The 18,761-nt window shown below is 66.8% G+C and carries 19 protein-coding genes and 1 pseudogene; 3 read left to right on the top strand and 17 right to left on the bottom strand.

What is annotated here, in order from left to right; genetic code table 11:
* Positions 1-63: 63 nt before the first annotated feature.
* From LTT66_RS21670 to LTT66_RS21605, 15 genes and pseudogenes are all read right to left on the bottom strand, one after another.
* Positions 64-765 carry an HAD family hydrolase gene (locus LTT66_RS21670; RefSeq protein ID WP_043736648.1) on the bottom strand — a complete coding sequence of 234 codons (702 nt, stop codon included), beginning with the start codon at positions 763-765 and terminating at the stop codon, positions 64-66.
* Positions 762-2,132 (bottom strand): GDSL-type esterase/lipase family protein, encoded by a 1,371-nt coding sequence (locus tag LTT66_RS21665; protein ID WP_051047264.1) that lies wholly within the window; start codon positions 2,130-2,132, stop codon positions 762-764. Before LTT66_RS21665 ends, LTT66_RS21670 begins: the two co-directional genes overlap by 4 nt.
* On the bottom strand, positions 2,129-3,853 hold the full coding sequence (locus LTT66_RS21660) for a carbamoyltransferase family protein (protein WP_051047263.1): 1,725 nt from the start codon (positions 3,851-3,853) through the stop codon (positions 2,129-2,131). The genes LTT66_RS21665 and LTT66_RS21660 overlap by 4 nt, the downstream gene beginning before the upstream one ends.
* Before the next feature lie 4 nt (positions 3,854-3,857).
* Entirely contained in the window at positions 3,858-5,009 is a 1,152-nt protein-coding gene (locus LTT66_RS21655; RefSeq protein ID WP_043736645.1) for a glycosyltransferase family 9 protein, read from the bottom strand.
* Positions 5,006-6,280, bottom strand: a complete 1,275-nt coding sequence (locus LTT66_RS21650; protein ID WP_051047262.1) for a PLP-dependent aminotransferase family protein — start codon at positions 6,278-6,280, stop codon at positions 5,006-5,008. Before LTT66_RS21650 ends, LTT66_RS21655 begins: the two co-directional genes overlap by 4 nt.
* Positions 6,277-7,401 carry a cytochrome P450 gene (locus LTT66_RS21645; RefSeq protein ID WP_138456836.1) on the bottom strand — a complete coding sequence of 375 codons (1,125 nt, stop codon included), beginning with the start codon at positions 7,399-7,401 and terminating at the stop codon, positions 6,277-6,279. The genes LTT66_RS21650 and LTT66_RS21645 overlap by 4 nt, the downstream gene beginning before the upstream one ends.
* Positions 7,402-7,553: 152 nt before the next feature.
* Positions 7,554-8,663: a hypothetical protein gene (locus tag LTT66_RS21640; RefSeq protein WP_138456835.1), complete on the bottom strand. Its 1,110-nt coding sequence runs from the start codon at positions 8,661-8,663 to the stop codon at positions 7,554-7,556.
* A 14-nt stretch (positions 8,664-8,677) separates the two neighbouring features.
* Complete coding sequence (locus LTT66_RS21635; RefSeq protein WP_043736640.1) at positions 8,678-9,655, bottom strand: NAD-dependent epimerase/dehydratase family protein; 978 nt, start codon at positions 9,653-9,655, stop codon at positions 8,678-8,680.
* Positions 9,652-11,130, bottom strand: coding sequence for a PfkB family carbohydrate kinase (locus tag LTT66_RS21630; RefSeq protein ID WP_408638861.1), 1,479 nt, complete (start codon positions 11,128-11,130; stop codon positions 9,652-9,654). The genes LTT66_RS21635 and LTT66_RS21630 overlap by 4 nt, the downstream gene beginning before the upstream one ends.
* A pseudogene (locus tag LTT66_RS37455) lies at positions 11,113-11,655 on the bottom strand (D-sedoheptulose-7-phosphate isomerase); the annotation flags it as partial. The pseudogene LTT66_RS37455 and the gene LTT66_RS21630, both read right to left, overlap by 18 nt.
* 92 nt (positions 11,656-11,747) lie before the next feature.
* Positions 11,748-12,578, bottom strand: a complete 831-nt coding sequence (locus LTT66_RS21625) for an SAM-dependent methyltransferase (protein WP_051047391.1) — start codon at positions 12,576-12,578, stop codon at positions 11,748-11,750.
* A complete protein-coding gene (locus LTT66_RS21620; protein ID WP_043737912.1) occupies positions 12,571-12,798 on the bottom strand; it encodes a hypothetical protein in 228 nt (75 codons plus the stop codon). The genes LTT66_RS21625 and LTT66_RS21620 overlap by 8 nt, the downstream gene beginning before the upstream one ends.
* Entirely contained in the window at positions 12,798-13,766 is a 969-nt protein-coding gene (locus LTT66_RS21615; protein ID WP_157227750.1) for a nucleoside hydrolase, read from the bottom strand. The genes LTT66_RS21620 and LTT66_RS21615 overlap by 1 nt, the downstream gene beginning before the upstream one ends.
* Positions 13,744-14,025 carry a hypothetical protein gene (locus LTT66_RS21610; protein WP_068048176.1) on the bottom strand — a complete coding sequence of 94 codons (282 nt, stop codon included), beginning with the start codon at positions 14,023-14,025 and terminating at the stop codon, positions 13,744-13,746. Before LTT66_RS21610 ends, LTT66_RS21615 begins: the two co-directional genes overlap by 23 nt.
* A 6-nt stretch (positions 14,026-14,031) precedes the next feature.
* Positions 14,032-14,235: a hypothetical protein gene (locus LTT66_RS21605; RefSeq protein WP_043737910.1), complete on the bottom strand. Its 204-nt coding sequence runs from the start codon at positions 14,233-14,235 to the stop codon at positions 14,032-14,034.
* Between the two features lie 200 nt (positions 14,236-14,435).
* Between LTT66_RS21605 and LTT66_RS21600 the strand changes: the two genes are divergently transcribed.
* Entirely contained in the window at positions 14,436-15,215 is a 780-nt protein-coding gene (locus LTT66_RS21600) for an aminotransferase class IV family protein (RefSeq protein ID WP_043737908.1), read from the top strand.
* A gap of 66 nt (positions 15,216-15,281) precedes the next feature.
* The gene (locus tag LTT66_RS21595) at positions 15,282-16,217 is read left to right on the top strand and encodes an SUMF1/EgtB/PvdO family nonheme iron enzyme (RefSeq protein WP_082393299.1); all 936 of its coding nucleotides are present in this window, start codon (positions 15,282-15,284) and stop codon (positions 16,215-16,217) included.
* Positions 16,218-16,246: 29 nt separating this feature from the next.
* Here LTT66_RS21595 and LTT66_RS21590 read toward each other — a convergent pair whose 3' ends face one another.
* Together LTT66_RS21590 and LTT66_RS21585 are read right to left on the bottom strand one after the other, a co-directional pair.
* On the bottom strand, positions 16,247-16,582 hold the full coding sequence (locus tag LTT66_RS21590) for a hypothetical protein (protein WP_157112997.1): 336 nt from the start codon (positions 16,580-16,582) through the stop codon (positions 16,247-16,249).
* Positions 16,579-17,364 (bottom strand): hypothetical protein, encoded by a 786-nt coding sequence (locus LTT66_RS21585; RefSeq protein WP_043737903.1) that lies wholly within the window; start codon positions 17,362-17,364, stop codon positions 16,579-16,581. The genes LTT66_RS21590 and LTT66_RS21585 overlap by 4 nt, the downstream gene beginning before the upstream one ends.
* A 513-nt stretch (positions 17,365-17,877) precedes the next feature.
* Here LTT66_RS21585 and LTT66_RS21580 point away from each other — a divergent pair.
* Positions 17,878-18,759, top strand: coding sequence for a helix-turn-helix domain-containing protein (locus tag LTT66_RS21580; protein ID WP_233060319.1), 882 nt, complete (start codon positions 17,878-17,880; stop codon positions 18,757-18,759).
* The last annotated feature ends 2 nt before the right edge of the window (positions 18,760-18,761 follow it).

Genomic DNA, 18,761 nt, shown 5'->3' with positions numbered 1-18,761 from the left:
TTCTTGCTGCTGCTCGGTTGAACGCTCCGGTTTGCATTTGGCAGCAGGTCTACGGTGGCTCGTTCAGGCGGACAGCTCTTCCAGCCGATATCGGGTCCATTCGATGGCGGCACCGCCGCATCGTTCGAATGCCGCGCAGTTGTCGGCGCGGTCGTCGATCAGAAGCGCCTCGCCGAAGGAGAGCCCTGCGGTGGTCAGCCAGGAGCCGAAGAAGGCTTCAGGGTCTTCGGATTTCAGTACGCCGGTGTCGCTCGAGCTGATGATGTCGTCGAATACGGCGGCAGCCTCTTTCAGCGTCTCCGTGCCTGATGGTTGTTCGTTATGACTGGACGTGACGGCGTGAAAGGTGCTGGTGAACGCGTCGATATTGTCGGTCGCCAGGACAACGGTCGAGTGGTACCGGGCGTCACGCAGTGCTCGGAGAAGCGACTGGTTTACGGGCATGTGGGCGATGTCGTGTGCGAGTTGCGTCAGGAGCTGGTCAACATCGAGGCCCGAGTGCGTGGCAGCGAGGTTGGTGAGGATGTCGCGGGAGCTGCGCTTTCCGCACATCCATTCGCGGCCCTCCCGATTGCCTGTCGTGAACAGCCGGTCCAGTTCTCGATTCAGAACAGCGTAAAGGGAGTGATCCGGATCGTCGGTAATGCTGTGCCAGAACGGTTTCCGGCACAGCACTCCGTGCCAATCGCAGAAGACGACGCGAGGAGGGTCCGCACTTCGCATAACGTCTGCGATGGTCTTGATCGCCGGGTGGGCGAGGGTCACTGGGCGTATTCCCGAGCCGCGGTCGCGCGGTCGAGCCTGTCGAGGGTGAGCAGGCCATCGAGGACTCGGTGGGCGGTGATGGCTTGGTCGGTGATGTGTCGAACGGTTTCGTCGCCTTGTTCGGAGAGGTGCACTCCGTCGGCCCACACGCTGGGTGCTTCGGCGGCTGGGGCCGTGGGGGTGGCGGGTGACCATCCGAAGCAGGTGGCGACATAGGTGATGTCGTCCCAGATGTCGACGAAGACCGCGTCGTGGTCGGCGGCGGCGCGGCGGGCGCGCTGGTTGTATTCGGTCAGATCGCCGTTGGCGGCGGCGACGTCGATGGTGGGGTCCCAGCCGATCGGGGGTTCACCGATCACGACGATCCGGCGGGCGCAGGCGCTGAGGAGCCCGAGGGCGGTGCGGATGTTGGTGTCGTATTCGCCGATGCCGACTGCTTCGCTCATCCGGCCTTGGTGGTGTCGCCAGACGTCGTTGAGGCCGACTCCGAGGACGGCGAGGTCCCATCGGCCGCCGGCGTCGACTGCGGCTCGGAGGTTGGTCAGGACGTCGCGGCTGGTTGCTCCTCCTTCGCCGTGGTTGTCGGTGGTGAAGGTGATCCATGGGTAGCGGGTGGACCATCCGGTGGTCAGGACATGGACGTAGCCGCGTTTGCGCCATTCGGTGACCGTGATCTGTTCGCCGATCTCGGGGAGATCGGCTTGGACTGCGAGGCGGGGGTTGTGGGCTTCGTAGTGTTCCATCAGGGATGTTCCGAACCAGCCGATCCGCAGTTGGGGTCGGGGGTGTTCGGGGTCGAGGGGTCCGGGGTGGCGGGCGGTGACGCGGGCGGGCGCGCCGACGGCGGTGGTGTTCGGCGGCACGGATGCGGTGACGACGGCGTTGGCGCCGATGCGGGCGTTTTGGCCGATGGTGACGCCGGCGGTGATCGAGACTTTGTTCGCGACGATCGCGCCGGGCTCGATGGTGACTGGAGCGGTGTCGAATCCGCTGGCCCACGGGGTGATGGGCTCACCCGGGGTGAGGGTGTCGGGGGTGCGGGCGCGGTGGTTGTGGTCGTGGATGTCGACCATGTTGGAGATTCCTGCGCCGCGTCCGATGTGGATGCGGGTCATGGCGGACAGGACGACGTTCTCGCCGAGGGCGGTGTCGTCGCCGATGGTGATGTGTCCGCCGGTGTTGGCTTGCAGGGTCGTGCCGCGGCGAATGCTGACACGGTCACCGATGGTGATGGTGGCGTCGGTGTCGACGACGAAGTCGACGTCGTCGGCGATGTCGCAGTCGGCGCCGATGTGTACCGCGTCGCCGTAGCGGGCGCGGACTCGGTCTGTGAGGGCAATCGAGTCGGTGTCGGTCACGCTGGTCATGATCCTTTTCTCGGTGGTCGGTGCTGTTGATGGGTGGGTGCCGATGGTGGTGTGGTGACGAGGTAGTCGCCGATCACGAGGGCGTCCAGGCCGAGTCGGGCGCCGCTGGCGAGTGCGTCGGCTGGGGTGTCGACGATCGGTTCGCCGGGGCCGTTGTAGCTGGTGTTCAATACGACGCCGATCCCGGTCTCGGCTTCGAGGGCGTGCAGGAGTCGGGCGTATTCCGGTTGGTGTGCGGGGTCGACGTGTTGTGGGCGCAGTGTGCCGTCGGCGTGGACGACGCCGGGGATCTGTTGGCGTGCTCGGGGTGTGGCCTCGTGGGCGACGATCATGAATTCTGCCGGGCCGTCGGGTGTGGTGGTCCAGCCGGTCGGGTCGAGCATGCTCGGTGCGAGGGGCCGCCAGAGTTCGCGGTGTTTGATGTCGCGGTTGATGCGGTCGCGCAGTCTGGTGGTGCGGGGGTCGGCGAGGATGCTGCGGGCACCGAGTGCCCGTGGACCGGCTTCGGCGCGGCCCTGGTGCCAGCCGATGACCTTGCCCTCGGCTATCAGGCGGGCGGCGGTCGCGGCGATATCGGGTGGGGTGGTGAAGTTCGCGCCGGCATCGTGCAGGGCGGTCTCGATGGCGTGGTTGTCGTAGGCCGGACCCAAGAAGGCGTGTGCTTGGCGAGGACCGGGCACTGTGTGGTCACCGCGGCGGTGCGCGACTTCCAGGGCTGCGCCGAGAGCGCATCCGGCATCACCGGCGGCCGGTTGCACGAACAAGGTGTCGGTGTCGGGGGTGCGGGCGAGGATGCCGTTGGTGGTGCAGTTGAGCCCAACACCGCCGGCCAGACACAGCGCGGTCGCGCCGGTTTCCTCCAGAGCGGTGGAGACGACGCTGATCAGGCAGCGTTGCAGCAGGAATTGGGCCGATGCTGCGAGGTCGGCGGCGAGGCTTTGGTGGGCGTCGTCCGATCTTGGTGCTTGGCGCGGGATTCCGGCGTCGGTGAATGCCTTGCGGTAGGCGTGGCGCAGGGCTCGGTAGTAGGTGAGGTCGGTGTAGCCGGCGGTGTGGTCGGCCTCGGGTGCGAGGCCGTAGGGGGTGAGGTCGAGGTGGTAGCCGTCGCGGGTGGGGTGCAGGAAGTTCAGGTCGATGGTCGGTTTTCCGTAGGCGGCCAGGCCCATCAGTTTGCCTGCGTGGGTCCAGTCGCCGAGCCCGGCGTGTTCGGTGGCGAATTGGTAGAACCAGCCCAGTGATTGTGTGAACGGGAAGGTTCGCAGGCATCGCAGACCGGCTCGGGTTCCGTGATGGATGCTGGTGGAGACACCGTCGCCGGAGCCGTCGACCACGATGACCGCGGCGTCGGCGACACCTGCGGGGTAGAAGGCGCTGGCGGCATGGGCGAGGTGGTGGCCGACGATGGTCAGTCGACGTGGTCTTTCCGGGCCGGTGCCGAGCGGTCCGAGGAGTTCAGCGATTAGGTCTGGGTCGGTGATCTCATCGGCGGGGTTCGGCCAGTACGGGTTCCAGGCCACCGCGATCTCGTCGATATCACCGCACCGGATTCCGGCCTGGGCCAGGCACCATGCGGCCGAGGAGGCGGCCGAGCGGGAATCGCGGTGATGCTTGATTCGGGAGAACCGTTCCTCTTCGGCGAACGCGACGGGTTGGCCGTCGGCGACGAGGCAGGCGGAGGCGTCGTGATGGTAGGGGCCGCCGAGCCCGAGCACGTATCCCACGCGGTCAGCCCTCCCGCACGGCGGCTGTGGACAGTGAGTTGCGGACCGCGCCATGGACGTCGGCGACCGTGATGGTGTCCATGCAGCCGCCGATCCCGCCGCAGGTGACCCGGTGTGCGCACGGGGAGCACGGCAGAGTCGACCGCAGCGCGGTGACATTGTCGGCGTGTTTGGGGATGACTTCGGCGCCGTTGCTCGGGCCCAGGAGCAGCACCACCGGCAGGTCGTAGGCGAGGGCGAGGTGGAATCCGAGGCTGTCGCCGGTCACCATCGCGTCGCAGAAGTCCGGGACCGCGGCGAATTCCTGCAGGGTCATGGCGTCGTGACGCACTCGGCCCACTCCGGTGTCCAGTTCTCGTAACAGCTGGTGGCAGGTGCGGGCGTCGGCGGGGCCGCCGGTGATGACCAGCCGGTGCCCGTCGCCGAGCAGTCGCCGCCCGAGGTCGGCCCAGTGACCGGTGGGCCACAGCTTGGTCGTCTTGGAGCCGCCGACGTTAAGGCAGACCCAGCCGCCGCTGGTACCTAGCCGCGCGGCGACGCGGGCTTTGGCCGCGTCCGGCACCGACAGCTGGTAGGGCTCGCCGGTGTAGATGTAGCCGGCGACCTCGAAGTACAGCTCGGTCCACGTCTTACTGTTTCCGCTGGTGCGGAAGTCGTTCCAGGTGTTCATGGCGAAGAAGTGCCGGGCCGCTGTGCCGATCGGATAGAGGCTGTTGTTCTCGCCGCCGTAGGCGAGGCCGGCGTGGTGCTCGGCGCTGATCCGGGGCACGAGCCCGGCCACGGCGGGGTGGCGTTCGAAGCTGTAGACGGCGTCGTAGTGTTCGGCGAGCACTGTGTGGGCGGTCTCGGTCTCCCAGGTCAGGACGCGGTCGACGTGCGGGATCATCTCCACGATGGGGGCGGATTCGGCGCCGACGAGCCAGGTGATGTGTGCGCCGGGGTGTTCGGCTTTGATGCGGGCCGGTAGTGGGGAGGCGATGAGCATGTCGCCCATCCGTTTGAGCATCACGATCAGGATGCGGTGGGTCACCGGGTCATACAGTGTGCACCCTGGGCAAGGACGCCAGTGCTTGCACGGCAGGCCGCCGATGAAATGACGACAGTCGGGTCGCCAGAAGAAGTCGCTGGTGGTCAGTGGCAGATCAGTGGCGTTCATGAAGTCCTCTCTTCCTGCCGCCACGCTCGGCGCAGCACCTCCTGCGCCGTATGGTCGGCCGCAGCGGCGTCGCCGATGCCGTAGCGGATGCGCAGGTCTGCGACGTTGCGGGCGACCTGTTCAGGGTGATCGCGGTGGATGAGTACGCGCGCCATGAGCGCGGCGAGTTCGTCGAAACCCGCGGCGTCGAGACCGGCGAAGGTCAGTTCCTGTGCTCCCAGCCGCAGGCCGGGCTCGGGCAGGTAGGGCAACGGGATGGCGTTGACGACGATCCTGGCCTCATACAGCAGCCGTGAGGCAGTATCAGCCGGGCACGTGGGAGCGATGTCGATCCACACCTGGTGTGATCGGGTGTATCCGTGGTCGGCCGCGCACACGGTGAACCCCTCTGCAGCGAGGGCGTAAGCCAGGCGGCGGGCGTGGGTGACGGTCGCGGTCGCGTAGTGGGTGGCATGGGCGGTCATCCATGCCGTCGAGATCGCCAGCGCGGCGACGTCGGCGGGGTGATGGTGCGATATCCATCCGGCGGCGTGGGTGTCGATCTGGTGGGCGAGGTTCGGATCGTTGGTGGCCACGATGCCCTTGCCGACCGGACCGGGCCAGGTCTTGTGGACGCTGCCACCGAGGCTGTCGGCGCCTTCGGTTAGGGGGTTCTGGAACGCGCCGCCCGCGATCAGGCCGAGGGTGTGCGAGCCGTCGTAATGGATCACCGCGTCCTCGCCGACCGCGGCCCGGATGCCGGCGATGTCATGGGGGAACAACGCCATGAACGAGTCGAGGTACACCAGCACGGGCCCGCTGGTCCGGCGGGCCTGGGAGGCCAGCAGCTCGAGGTCGACGCCCATAGTGGCTGGGTCGACGGGCAGGGGCTGCCAGTTCAACCCGAACCTGTGTGCGACGAACTGTGTCGAGCCGTGACCGCCATCGGCTTCGGCGAGGCTGAGCACGGTGTGTGCCGGCCCGGCCAGCGCCGAGAGCGCCACCGTCATCGCCGACAATCCCGAGACGGGTTTGGTGTTCACATGCTGGGCGCCGAGGAGTTCTCCGATGGCGTGGGCCGCTACCGATTCCAGCTCGGCGAGTTCGTCGCGTCCAGGCCACGCCCAGTGCGTGTCCTCGGCGCTGCCGAAGCAGTAGCGGACGGCGGCAGCGCTCACATACGGCAGCCGGGCGTCGGCGGGCATCTGGTTCTCGCTGGCGATCAGATGAAGCCGGGCTGCTGTCGCGGTTTCGAACCGGGCGAGCCGGTCGACGATGTCGTCGATGTTCACCGGCCAGCCACCTCCCTTGTGCGTATGCGGGCTTCGACCGGCCCCGCTGGCGCCCGGACCGGCTGGAATCGGCCGACCTCTGGTCGTCGGGCCGGCAGGTCGATCCAGTGTTCGGCCAGCACAGCCGCCGCCAGCAACAGTGTCGTGGCCTCGGCGAACCCGCGACCTGCACAGGCGTGCGGGCCGCGTCCGAACGCGAGCAGCCCCGCGGCGCGGCGCCTGCCCTCGGCACTGCGAAAGCGTTGCGGGCAAAACGCTTCCGGGTCCGGATATTCCTGCGGTAGAAGGTGGGTGACGGGAGCGCTGTAGGCGACGTGCCAGCCTGCTGGGACCAGATAGCCGCCGAGCGTCACCGGCGTAGTGGCCCGCCGGGTCGCGATCGTGTTGGGTGTATGGACTCGGGTGCACTCGGTCAGCACGTGCCGCAACTGCGGGATAGCGCCGTGCTGGAGCACCTGCAACGGGTTCTCGACCAGACTGCGGGCTTCAGCGGTGAGCGCGGTGGCGAGCTGGTCGTCGAGCGCGCACTCGACCAGCAACCAGGTAACCAGGCTGGCGGTGGTTTCTCGCGCGGCGATCAGCAGGGCCAGCAGATGATCAGCCAAGCTTCCGCCCGGGGCGTGACCGGCGGCGACCAGCTTCGAGGTCACCGACTCGGCCCTGCCCTCTATGCGCACTGCGGGCGATTCGAGCAGGGCGCGCAGTTCCTCGGCGGCGGCGAGTGCGGCGGCGTATGCCGGGTCGCTGCCGGTCGTGCGGGTCGGTGGGAGTTCGGTTCCGGCGACGAATCGGTCGAACAGGTCCGGCACCCGCTGTGCGATGGGGTCGTCGACGGCCAGGCCGATGATCGCGGCCAGGCACACTGCCATCGTGTAGTCGCGCGCCGCCTGATAGAGCTCGATGGTCGGCAGGGTGGCCCATTGGGCGACATGGCGGTGCGCAATAGCGCCGATTGTCGGCAGGTAGGCGGTGACCGCACCGTGGCGCAACCCGGTCGACAGGAAACTGCGCGCCCGCAGGTGTTCGGCACCGTGGAGGGTGAACACCGCTCTGCGGAACAGCGCCTGCACCGCCGCAGTGTTGTACACCCTCAGCGTGCCTGCGCGTTCCTGGTCGAACATCTCCCGCACCGAGTCCGGCCCGATGCAGAACACCGTCGGCGGCCCCGTCGTTGAGCCGACACCAAAGACGGGGCCATGCCGAGCGTGCGCAGCAGCCAGAATCTGCGGCAGGTGCGACCCTGGTGGTGGTTCGGCGATGGTAGGTGGCGGTTTCACGGGGTGGCCTCGCCGACGTCGAGGGATGCCGCGGTGCGGGCAAGGATCGCGTCATGGTCGAGGTCGACCGCTCGTATGTCAGGCCGGCAGTCGCAGGTGACGGGCAAATCGGCGAGGTCACCGGTGACGCTGTAGGACACCAGCCCGTCGACGATGCCGTTCGCGCAGCGCTCGCAGGAGTCCGGGTACACCGAGTCGAAGTCTGTGCCGCGCATGTTGATACAGGCCACCCGCACCGCCGCTTTGGCGTGCGCGCCGCGCACGGCGTCGACGACGGTCCACAGGTTCGGCGCCTGGTAGTGCCCGCGTTGGTAGAGCCACCACGCCACGGTGTTCGGTGCCAGCCTCGTCGGGCACACGGTGACTCCGCCGATGCCGAGCGAGGCCACGTACTCGGTGGAGGAGATCACGTCGGTGATGGCCTCGCCGTCGGTGAGGAACGGGGGCTTGATCATCAGGTACACCTTGGGAATTACGTGGTGTGCCTGCATCAACGCCACCGCGTCTTCGAACGACTCACGGGTGATTCGGGTGTTGACCAGGGTTTCGCGGACCAGCCGGTCGGCCGATTGCAACCCGATTCCCACCTCGAGCTCGACATCGCCGAGGGCCTCGACGAAAGGTGCCAGGGTCTCGGGCGTGAGGAATTGGGGCAGGCTTTCGACGACCAGGCGGCGCACACCAGTGACCGCGACGCGGCGGGCGATATCGAGCTGGACCTCGGCCGGTACCTCGCGGCGGGCGAAGAACGACCCGTCGTTGTAGAGGGCGAGCATGTCGTAGTCCGGCTCGTCATCGGTGCGTGCCAGCAGCGTGGCGACCTGCTCGCGCAAGCCCCGGGGGTTCGCGCCGTGCAGGCCGAAGTTGTTGTAGTTGGTGAACGGACACATGGTGCAGGTCGGCACCGAACAGCCGCCCGACATCAGGATCGCCTTCTTGCGGCCGTAGGTGGTGCCGTCGGCATCGCGGACGGTGTCGTAGCTGATGTACCGCGGCTCTTGGAGGTGCTCGACCGCGGTCACCTCGCGCAGCGACCGCGACAAGGCCGTGAGCCGGTGGCGTAGCGCCTTCTCGCCAGCGAGCACGCCGGTTGTGCTGGTAGACATTGCGTTTCCTCCGATCACAGGGACTTCACAAGCTCGCCGACGCCGAAGGTTTCGGCGCGGGCGTGGTCGAACAGGTCGCGGGCGTACCGGTGGATCACCTCGGTGTCCACCGGCTCCAGGCCAGGCAACGCGGCGCGCAGTCGCCGCATATCGGCGCACGTCCAGTACTGGTAGCGGTCACGGATCGGGTTCGGCACCCCCACCAGCGGCACCGGTGCGCCCGCCCACTCCGTACACCAGCCCAGCAAGGTCTCGAACCGGATCGCGGTCCCGGAACCGAGGTTGTAGACGCCTGCGACCTGCGGGGTATCGAGCAGCCGCACCAGCGTCGACACCAGCACCTGCACCGGCAGGTAGTCCCGCGCGGCGGTCAAGGTGTCGTCGAACAACCGGACCGGCCGCCGCGCCGCCACGGCCGTGACGATCTGCCACAGAATCGAGGCCATCGAGCTTTTGGATTCCTCGCCGGGACCGAAGACGTTCGTGTAGCGCAACCCCACGCAATCCAGGCCGAACACCGCCGCGCGGCGCAGCATCGACTGATCCAGGACGAGTTTGGATTTCGCGTAACAATTCAGGGGGCCCGAGCAGCGCCCACGATCCTCGGTGTCGGATTCGCGGGACGACGCCCCGTGCGGCACCACGCCGTACACGCTGCCCGAGGAGGCATACACCAGTCGTGTCCCGGAGTCGGTGCATGCGCGAGCCAGCCGCAGCGGCACCGTGGCGTTGGCCCACCGCAACCGCTCGTCATCTGCGGCGAGGGTGTCGCTGACCGCTGCCTGGTGCACGACCACCGCGAACTCCCCTCCAGCGATCCGAGCCAGCACAGCTGGGTCGGCAGCGTCCACGGTGATCGATTCCCACGGCCACGCCGTAGCCGCGGGATTCTGGTCGACTCCGGTCACCGTCCACCCGGCCGCATGCAGACCGGTGGCAACATGCCCGCCGATGAACCCGGCCGTCCCGGTGACCAGCACGGAGCGGGTCATGGCTGCATCACCCGCCCGGCGACAGCGCGTTCGATCAGCTCGCTCGTCGACACCCCTTCCAGGTACGGGCCGACGACAACTTGGCCGCCATGACGTTGCACCACGGCCGTTTCGGGTAGTTCGGTCGCTCCGTAGTCGCCGCCTTTGACCCACACATGCGGACGCAACCTTTCCAACAGCGCAGCCGGGGTGTCCTCGTCGAACACCAGCACCGCGTCGACGAAGGAGAATGCTGTCAGCATCGCCGCCCGCTGCGCTTGCGGTACCAGCGGCCGGTTCGGTCCCTTCAAATTGGCCACCGACGCGTCGCTGTTGAGCAGCACGATCAAGCAGTCGCCCATGGCGCGAGCGGCCTCCAGCAGCTGTCGGTGCCCGTCGTGCAGCACATCGAAACAGCCGCCGGTGGCCACCACCCGGCCACCGGCTGCGTGCACCCGATCGGCCACAGCGAACCCGTCACCCGCGCCATCCGGTCGCGGGTGGTTGCCCGCCGTAGCGCGTTGCCCGGCGACGTAGTCGGCCGCCGCTGTGACGGCGCGTTGCACAGCTGTCGACATTGTGCGATTACCGATCAGTTCACCGAGCAGCCTCACGGCGAACCGATCACCCGCCCCGCAGGTATCGCCTTGCTCCCGGCGTGGGGCCGGGAATACGTGCGCGGGATCGGTGTCGGCGCCGACCAGGACAGCGCCATCGGCGCCTCGGGTGACCACCGCGTACTGGCATCGCCATCGTGATCGAAGGCTGCGCGCCCGGCGGACATCGCTGTCGAGGTCGCCGGCCGCTCCGTCCTCGGCGGTGAGCAGATCGGCTTCCTCCGCATTCGGGACGATGACGCTCACCCCGTCGGTCGGTGCCGGGCCGTGACGATGGGGATCCCACACCACCGGCACACGCCGCGCCACGGTGGCCAGCAGTACTCGCAGTCGTGGTTGGGCGGCTACCCCGCGCCCGTAGTCGGCGACGAGTACGCCTTGTGCCTCGACAAGGGCGTGCGCGACCTCTGGGGGCGGATCGCCCACCGGCACCGCCGGATCGGAGTCGTCGACCATGACCAGGGTCTGTCCGCGTGCCCGCATCCGGATCTTCACCGGGGTCGGCGCCTCGATGCCCAGATCGATCACCGACACCCCCGCCTCGGTGAGGTCGCTGAGAATCCGCAGGCCGGGCTCGTCGGCGCCGATCGCGGTCACCAGCGTGACCTCGCAGCCATCGTGGGCGGCAAGGATCGCGGCCAAGCCTGCCCCGCCTGGTCGCCACTGCCGTGACACCGCGCTGAGCACCGGCACTGGCGCTTCCGGCGATACCCGCGTGACCTCACCGCACCAGTCACAGTCGGCCAGCACGTCACCGACAATCACCAGGCGCCGAGCGTGCTCAACCGTCGGCGGCGGGACGGACTCGGCGGTCTCTGCTTCGGTCGGCTGCGACGTCGACGGGGCGGATGCCAAAGCCGCATCGACCGCCGCACACAGTTCGTGCGCGATCAGAAGGTGGCATTCTTGAATGGTTGAGGTCGCCGACGAATCGACTGACACCACCTCGTCGCATACTCGCGCCAATACGCTGTCAGCGGGACCGGTCAAGGCGAAGGTGAGCATCCCTAGCTCGTTCGCCTCTGTGGCGGCAGCGATCACGTTCGTGCTGCACCCGGAAGTGGAAATCGCGATCAACACATCGCCCTCCCGACCGTGTGCACGGACCTGCCGGGCATACAACTGGTCGAAGCCGTAGTCGTTGCCGATCGCAGTCACCACCGCGGAGTCAGTGGTGAGCGCGAGCGCAGCGAGTGGGTTGCGCTCCGTCTCGAACCGGCCCACCAACTCAGCAACCAGGTGCTGCGCCTGCGCGGCGCTTCCACCATTTCCGACGGCTAGCACTCGCCCGCCGCGCCGTAGTCGGCTGGCTACCATCTGGCCCCACGACCGGACCTTGTCCAGATCGGTGCGTTCCAGGGCTTCGGACAACTTCGCGACGCGATCCGCGCCGGATTCGTTCATCTGTCTCCCCGCCTCGATCATGGTTACGGATCTCCTTGTCCATCAGCACATTTGATGCTCATTTGGGTTGGCGTTCGCCGGGGCTCACCTCGTCATCGCAGTCGCCCGACGGCGGCGCGGCAACACAGGTCGTCGGCCTGCGGCGGCTCCCAGCCGAGGTTGCGGGCACGACGCTGGTCGACGTCGTGGGGTGACCACCAACGGTGTGGCGCAACCAGCCCAGGTTCGACGAGGTCATAGCCGGCCAGCAGTGCCGCGACCTCGTCGCGACTGCGAGAACGGAATTCGATGCCGAATCCGGTGTAGATATCGGCCGCGCGGTCGACGGGGCCGGGATCAGCGTCACGTGTGATATGGCTGAGTGCCAGGAACGAGCCGCTCGGCAGCATGGTCGTGACCGCGTCCACGACCATGCCCGGGTCGGGCAGGAATTCGGCGACGAACGACAGACACACCGCGATCGGCTCGCTCGGATCCATGGCAGCGGTGATCTCGGTGACGAGGGCGTCGGTGTCGCTCAGATCGGCGTGGACGAATTCAGTTTGTTCGTCGGCGAGAAATACTCGGCCGTGGGCGGCGACCACCGGGTCGTGATCGACGTAGACCATGCGTGCGGTCGGCGCGCAGTTGCGGGCTACCTCGTGCAGGTTCGGCGAGCATGGGTAGCCGCTGCCGAGTTCGACGAACTGCCGTACCAGCTGTTCACTTGCCAGGTACCGCACGGCCCGCAGCAGCCACAAACGTGTCGCGCGGGCCGCGACCAGAAAGGCGCGGGAGTGGGTGATCAGCTTGTGACCGGCCTCGAGGTCCACCAGATAGGCGTCTTTGCCCGCACCCAACAGGACGTCGTGAATGCGTCCGCTGTGTGCCTGAGACGGATCGAGCACGATCGCCTCATTGTCTGCGCGACGGGGACTAGTCATCTGAGCTCGCCTCTCCGATTTCACTGGCCGCAGTCCCGAGCTGTTCATCGATTCGGTTGCGGACACCGCAGCTCGGTGAGCAGTACTGGTGCAGCGTCTGGGCATGCAGGGCCTGGCCGTAGGTCAGTGCGCCGGGGTCGGCGAAGCAGTCGCCGATATTGGATTGGGTGTGTGTCAAGGTGGCCGGGTTCAGGTGCCCTCGCACCAGGCTGTCGGCCATTACCGGGTACCGATCGGCATGGCGTGCCCGGTGGCCACGGGTCGGGTGTTCCCCGGCTTATGCCCGATCAAGGCGGGGTCGTATCGCATCCCGACCTCGAGAGCATGCTGCACCACCGTGGTGACCCACGCCCGAAACGCCGCATAGTCCGCCGCCACCGACATGGACAGGGCCACACCGTCGGGGTTGTCGTACATGCGCGCGTCCGGCGCCACCGTCACGTGATGGGTGGCGAACTCGACGAAGCCCATCCCGGCCGCAGCGGTCACGGTCAGCGGGTCGGCCGCCATCGACGCGGAACGTTCCCCGGCGAACCATCGGTCGTAGCCCGCAGCGACGAGTTTCGCCCACTTCGGCGCGTTGGCCGCCGCGAGCAGCTGATACACCTCGCTGTCCGCGTCGATCGCGGTCTCGGGGGTGAAGGTGACATCGGAGGTCACCAAGGCTACGTCCAGATCGGGCGCGGTCAGCACCGTCCGGGCGCTTGCGGGGTCCATGCGCAGGTTGTGCGAGGCACGATCGGGCCGTCTGTACAGATGGGCGAAGCCGCCGCCCATCTGCATGATCGTCAGCCGCCGCGCCAACCCCGGTGCGTCGGCGTAGAGGTGGGCCAGGTTGCTCATCGGTCCCTGACCGATCCACGCCGCACGCCCGGTCTCGCCCAGCACCGCGCGCACGGCGTCGATTACCGACCCGGTCACCGGCGCCGAGACTGGCGGGAATCCGGCGGGCACCAGACCGTCGCACACCCATCGCGCTTGCGCGCCCTCGATTTCCGCGCCGGCGACCACCACGACCCCGGTTCGCCCGCACAAGTTCAGCAGGAACCGCGCCAGCCTTGCGCGTTGACCGCCGCCGAATTCGTCACTGGTCACCACCAGCCGCAGCGGCAGCGCCGCCGCAGCGAGGATGAGCGCCAGCAAATCGTCCGGGTCGTGCCCGACATCAGTGCAGATAATGGCGGGCATGCGGTCCATCGGCCGCATGCCAGGCCGCATCGGTGCTCGTATCGAGTCCATCAGTGTGGTCGTCCCTTCTGCTGGGTAGGAAAAGCCGCTGGTACGGAAGTTGTTTCATCTCGTCGGTCGCCAGATCGTCGACCGTCACACGCGCCAGTCCCTGTCGTGTTGCTTCGGCGGCGAATGCCTCTGCGGCACACCGCTCTGCTCGGTAGTGCTGTACCGGCACTCCCGGGATGTCGAAGTCAACGACCAGGCGGCGCTCCATGGCGGATCAATCGGCCGCAGGGTCGCCGGTCCATAGCGGTAATTGCTCAGCGACCCGTCGCATCGTCGCCTCGTCGCACGAGAACGACCGCGCTAGCGGGCCGCCGGACTCGTCTCGGGCGACGATGACCGTTGCCAGCGCCTCGCCCAGCCGCTCGAAATGCGTGGGCAACGTCGCTCCTGGATTACGCTGCGGCAGATCGTCGGTCATCACTGAACCCCTTGCGCATGTATCGAGCGGCCTGGCCGGGCACCGAACCCGGCCCTGCCCTCGGTGGTTTCCATGAACCTCAGAATCGGTGTGCGGGCGCTTGGCCGGAACTGTCGCTTCACGGCGTTGCACTGACGTTTCGCTGACGTTGAGCACCCAGCGCTGCTTCCAGGCAGGCCGGTCGATGACAGACTGGCCCCATGGAACTCAACGGGTCGCCGATCACCGAGTCCGATCTCGCTGCATTGGGTTTGGTCGGGTACGGGCACTTCACGTCCATGCGGGTCGAGAACCACGCTGTTCGCGGACTCAGCCAGCACATGGACCGACTCATCCGCGACTGCCGCACCGTGTTCGACACCGAGCTCGACCCCGACCGGGTACGCGAACTCATCCGTCACGCGCTGCCGGACACGGCGTCTCCGGTGGTTGTTCGCGTCACTGTGTTCGACCCGCACCTCGGGCTCGGCAAACCTGGAGCCGACGCCGACCCGCAGATCCTCGTCACCTCGCGGGAGGCTCCCGCCGTCCCGCAGGCCCCGCTGACTTTGCGGTCGGCCGTCTACACCCGCGACCTGCCCAAAACCAAGCATGTCGGGTTGTTCGGCAGTCTCTACCAGCGTCGCCTCGCGCAACGCGATGGCGCTGATGACGTCCTGTTCACCCTGGCCGATGGGACCATCACCGAGATCGCGACCTCCAATATCGGTGTGATCTCCGATGGCCAGCTGATCTGGCCGCAGGCCGAGGTACTTCCCGGCATCACGATGCGCCTGCTCAGCCAGACCCTCGATGAGGACGTCGTCGTCAAACCCATCACGCTGGCCGAACTGCCGCATGTCGACGGCGCGGTCGCGACCAACGCAGCGGTCGGCGTTCGCGCCATCGCCCGCATCGACAACGTCGACCTGCCCGTCGACCATGAGATGATCGCCAGGCTCCGGACAGAGTACGAATCCATTCCCCCGCAACGCATCTGACCTGCTTTGCGCCACTATTGTGACTAGGCTCGGAACCCACCGCTCGGGGAAGGGAGCACACAGGCGATGGGCATCGTGGTCCGCAGCTGGACCGGCGCCGAAGCGCGCGCACTGCGAGACGCACGGCGAATGAGTATCACCGAATTCGCCGCACACATCGGCGTCAATCCTCGGCTGATCTCCCGCTGGGAGGCCGGCGGCAAGAACATCCGCCCCCGCCCGGTCAACCAAGCAGCACTCGACACCATCCTGGCGCGGCTGGGCAGCGACGAACTGACCCGGTTCGTCGAAGCGATATCCCCGGCCGTCCTCAGCGACGCCCGCGATACCGACGTACCTGAGCAACGCACCGACACCCGCCATCCCGCTGACGGCAAGCTCATGACCTGGATTCCCGAAGGGATCTACCTCGCGGGGCCACAGGACCAACCCGTATGGGTGGCTGGGTACTGGATCGATGTCTTCCCGACCACCAACGCGGATTACGCGAGATTTGTGGCGGCCCAAGGGTATTCCGCACCCCACCACTGGGGCGGTCCGGCTCCGGCCCGTGAGATCGCCGATCACCCGGTGGTCTGGGTGAGCCGGGACGACGCCGCCACCTATGCCCGATGGGCCCAGAAGTCCCTGCCGACCAGCCAGCAGTGGGAGAAAGCTGCTCGAGGTACCCGCGGCAACGTCTGGCCCTGGGGAAACCAACCGACCCCAGCCAAATGCAATATTCGCGGTTCCGGCCCTGGCACGACAACCCCTGTCGCGACCTACGCCAGCGGTGTCAGTCCATTCGGTGTATACGACCTCGTCGACAACACCTGGGAATGGACCGCCACCGAAACCACCAGCGGCCGGTACGAACTCAAAGGCAGTGCCTTCACCAGCCCCTTCGACCGAGGCGAACCGTCGGCATTCAACGACGCCGCGCATTCGATGCTCGACGACGACACCGGATTCCGATGTGTCGCAACCGGCCTCGCGAACGAGGCGGACCAAGTCGACCGATAGCGGATACTCCGTGTGGCCCGCGAGAGATGTCATCGGATCTCCCGCAGGCGATCGGGGCGCGATATCAACCGCGTCCTGCCTTCACCCTGGGGCCAGCACACGCCCCGATCGACCGACCACACCTCAGCTGTGCGCCGGGCGGCGGGAATCCACGCGCCCAAGTGGGCTTCCGACGGAATCATCACCAAATCGACCGAGTCGGGCAGATTCGCGAGCAGCCGGACCAAGCCTTCGCTGGAGTCGCGAAACACGATCTCGTCCAGCTGGATGCGGTGCACGCGCGCCAGCGCCCTGATCCCCGCAGCCACCGTTTCGGCCGCCACCCCCGCGATATCGCGACGGACGATCCCCAATGCCCGCCTCATGATGCTCGCCCCGCCGCCAGCGGTGACTGACCAGGCTCGATCGGCAGCCGGATCCAAGAGATTCGGGCGCCCCCGCGTAGCGAGCGTCGGCCAGCCGCTGCCGGGCCAAGTACGTCGGGACCGATCGGTTCGAGAGAAAGCATCGGCGACCGAAGAACCTGCACCTCCAACGCCGGGCCCCGAAGCAACAGCCACACCGTCAGAACGATCGACTCGGTCAGATTCGGCAGCGTGGCTGTGAGATCGGCGAAGATCGGCGGATTGCCGCCGCTGTCTGCGGGTATGAAGTCGGACAGAGCAGATAGCACGAAGTGTTCGACGTCGTCGACCATGTGCCGCAGCCTGGCTCTCGACAGGGTATTGAGGATGTCCATGCGGGCCTCCTCCACTACAGTCACCGAACCGGTCCGCAGCAGGAGTCGAGCCAACGTGCGCTCACGCGGCAGGACGACGCTGCGGCGAAATCCGCTCAGCACAACCGACCGGTTGCTCAGGTCCAAACACCACACACGCAAGCCGTCGACGGCATCGAGATCGTGGAGGAACTTCGTCCGCTGCTGACTACGGCCCGCAGTCAAATGCGCTTCGGACGGAACGGCGACATCGCGGGCACCGGTCGATTCGATGGCCCGCATCAACTGCCACAACGCACCGGTCCCCGCGCCCGTCTCGCAGAAGAGGGCCGCGATATTGAACCCGTTCAGCCCAGCCAGATCCCGCAGTCGATGTTCGACATCGCTCTGGTGGTCACCGAGCAGTTCCTTGCGCAGGTACCCGTACATCAACGACGGTTCTCGGTCCGCGTTCGACAACACCCGCGCTCACCTCCGCTCGCCCGGTAGCCAGATCCGCGCACGACGCGGTGGGAGATCAGGAATGGTGCAGGTGACACCCAGTACAACCGCGAGTTCATGGACGGTCAGCCCCAGCGCGTCAGCACCGAAGCGGATATCTCTCCAGCGGGGATCGCCGGGTGGAGGCGCAGCCTGTAGTGCCTCACCCGCATGAACAGCCGCATTCGCGGCCAGGGTGTCCACCGTCCTGCCCTGCATCCACGGCAACGTCCACGACTGTTGCCCGACATACCACGCGGACAGCCGGTCAGTATCGGCTCCAGTTACAAGTTGCATGGCTGATCACTCCTGAGATCACTCGAACACTCGCTGAGTGCGCGGTATTGATGTGTTACTCATGCCACGACATTGAGAGTAATGTAGCTGGTATATATACCAGCCGCAAGGGATGGGGCGATCCACCCTGAGAGGCGGGATAGGGTGCTAACGCACGATCGATGAATGGAGGCCGCGATGACGACGCCAGGATGGGACCGGTCAGATCCGAATGCCCTGCGGTTCCTCATCGGCCGGGAGTTACGCGACGCTCGGGAACGAGCCCGCATGTCACAGCGCCAGGCCAGCGAACACCTCGGCTGCACCCAGACAAAGATCAACTACCTCGAATCGGGCCGTAATCAGCAACAACCTGACGAGGTAACTCACCTACTCAAGCTCTATGGCGCCGACGACGTCCACATCACACGCCTCGCCGCGCTCGCGTCCCAGGCCGACCAGACAATCTGGTGGGCGCCGTTCGGCGACGCCTTCCCGAACTGGTTCCGCACCTTCGTCGGACTCGAAGGGCTCGCGACCTCGGTATTCACCTACGAACAGACACTGCTCCCAGGACAGCTCCAGACACCCGAGTACGCAATGGCGCTTCTTCAGGGGAACCTGAGAGTTCCGCCGATCGATGCACCTCAGGTTGTGGAGGCGCGGATGGCACGACAACGCCTCACCGCAGCAAACAACCCGCCGCGGTATCGCGCCGTCCTGGAGGAAGTCGTACTCGATCGCCTGGTCGGCGGTTCTACGGTGATGCGGCCGCAACTCGAGCGCCTACTCGAACTGCAGGAACTCGACAACGTCGAGCTGCACATCATGCCGCTCAGCGTCACCGTCCACGACGGACTCGACGGCGACTTCATGCTGCTGAACTTCGACAATGCCCAATCGATCGGATATGTCGAATACCCGGCTGGCGCCCTGTACATGCAGGAACAGGACCAGGTGCAGTTGTATAAAATGGCAGCTGACCGGCTCTGTGAGGCAGCGCTGTCGGAGTCCGACTCCGCTGAAGTCATCAGAGCCCGAATCAGCACCCTGACAGACAAGGAGTGACG

Origin of the sequence: Nocardia gipuzkoensis (assembly GCF_021183645.1) — a bacterium.
Classification (GTDB): Bacteria; Actinomycetota; Actinomycetes; order Mycobacteriales; family Mycobacteriaceae; genus Nocardia; species Nocardia abscessus.
Note: the sequence above shows the minus strand (reverse complement) of the source record. Positions and strands in the feature narration are given on the sequence as shown.

Coding starts and splice junctions, on each gene's coding strand:
- LTT66_RS21580 (WP_233060319.1), top strand. CDS start 17,878: ATGGAGGCCGCGATGACGACGCCAGGATGGGACCGGTCAGATCCGAAT.
- LTT66_RS21665 (WP_051047264.1), bottom strand. CDS start 2,132: ATGACCAGCGTGACCGACACCGACTCGATTGCCCTCACAGACCGAGTC.
- LTT66_RS21610 (WP_068048176.1), bottom strand. CDS start 14,025: ATGGAGCGCCGCCTGGTCGTTGACTTCGACATCCCGGGAGTGCCGGTA.
- LTT66_RS21585 (WP_043737903.1), bottom strand. CDS start 17,364: ATGTACGGGTACCTGCGCAAGGAACTGCTCGGTGACCACCAGAGCGAT.
- LTT66_RS21655 (WP_043736645.1), bottom strand. CDS start 5,009: ATGAACGCCACTGATCTGCCACTGACCACCAGCGACTTCTTCTGGCGA.
- LTT66_RS21645 (WP_138456836.1), bottom strand. CDS start 7,401: ATGTTCGACCAGGAACGCGCAGGCACGCTGAGGGTGTACAACACTGCG.
- LTT66_RS21640 (WP_138456835.1), bottom strand. CDS start 8,663: ATGTCTACCAGCACAACCGGCGTGCTCGCTGGCGAGAAGGCGCTACGC.
- LTT66_RS21590 (WP_157112997.1), bottom strand. CDS start 16,582: ATGAGGCGGGCATTGGGGATCGTCCGTCGCGATATCGCGGGGGTGGCG.
- LTT66_RS21625 (WP_051047391.1), bottom strand. CDS start 12,578: ATGACTAGTCCCCGTCGCGCAGACAATGAGGCGATCGTGCTCGATCCG.
- LTT66_RS21615 (WP_157227750.1), bottom strand. CDS start 13,766: ATGCCCGCCATTATCTGCACTGATGTCGGGCACGACCCGGACGATTTG.
- LTT66_RS21605 (WP_043737910.1), bottom strand. CDS start 14,235: ATGACCGACGATCTGCCGCAGCGTAATCCAGGAGCGACGTTGCCCACG.
- LTT66_RS21595 (WP_082393299.1), top strand. CDS start 15,282: ATGGGCATCGTGGTCCGCAGCTGGACCGGCGCCGAAGCGCGCGCACTG.
- LTT66_RS21635 (WP_043736640.1), bottom strand. CDS start 9,655: ATGACCCGCTCCGTGCTGGTCACCGGGACGGCCGGGTTCATCGGCGGG.
- LTT66_RS21620 (WP_043737912.1), bottom strand. CDS start 12,798: ATGGCCGACAGCCTGGTGCGAGGGCACCTGAACCCGGCCACCTTGACA.
- LTT66_RS21600 (WP_043737908.1), top strand. CDS start 14,436: ATGGAACTCAACGGGTCGCCGATCACCGAGTCCGATCTCGCTGCATTG.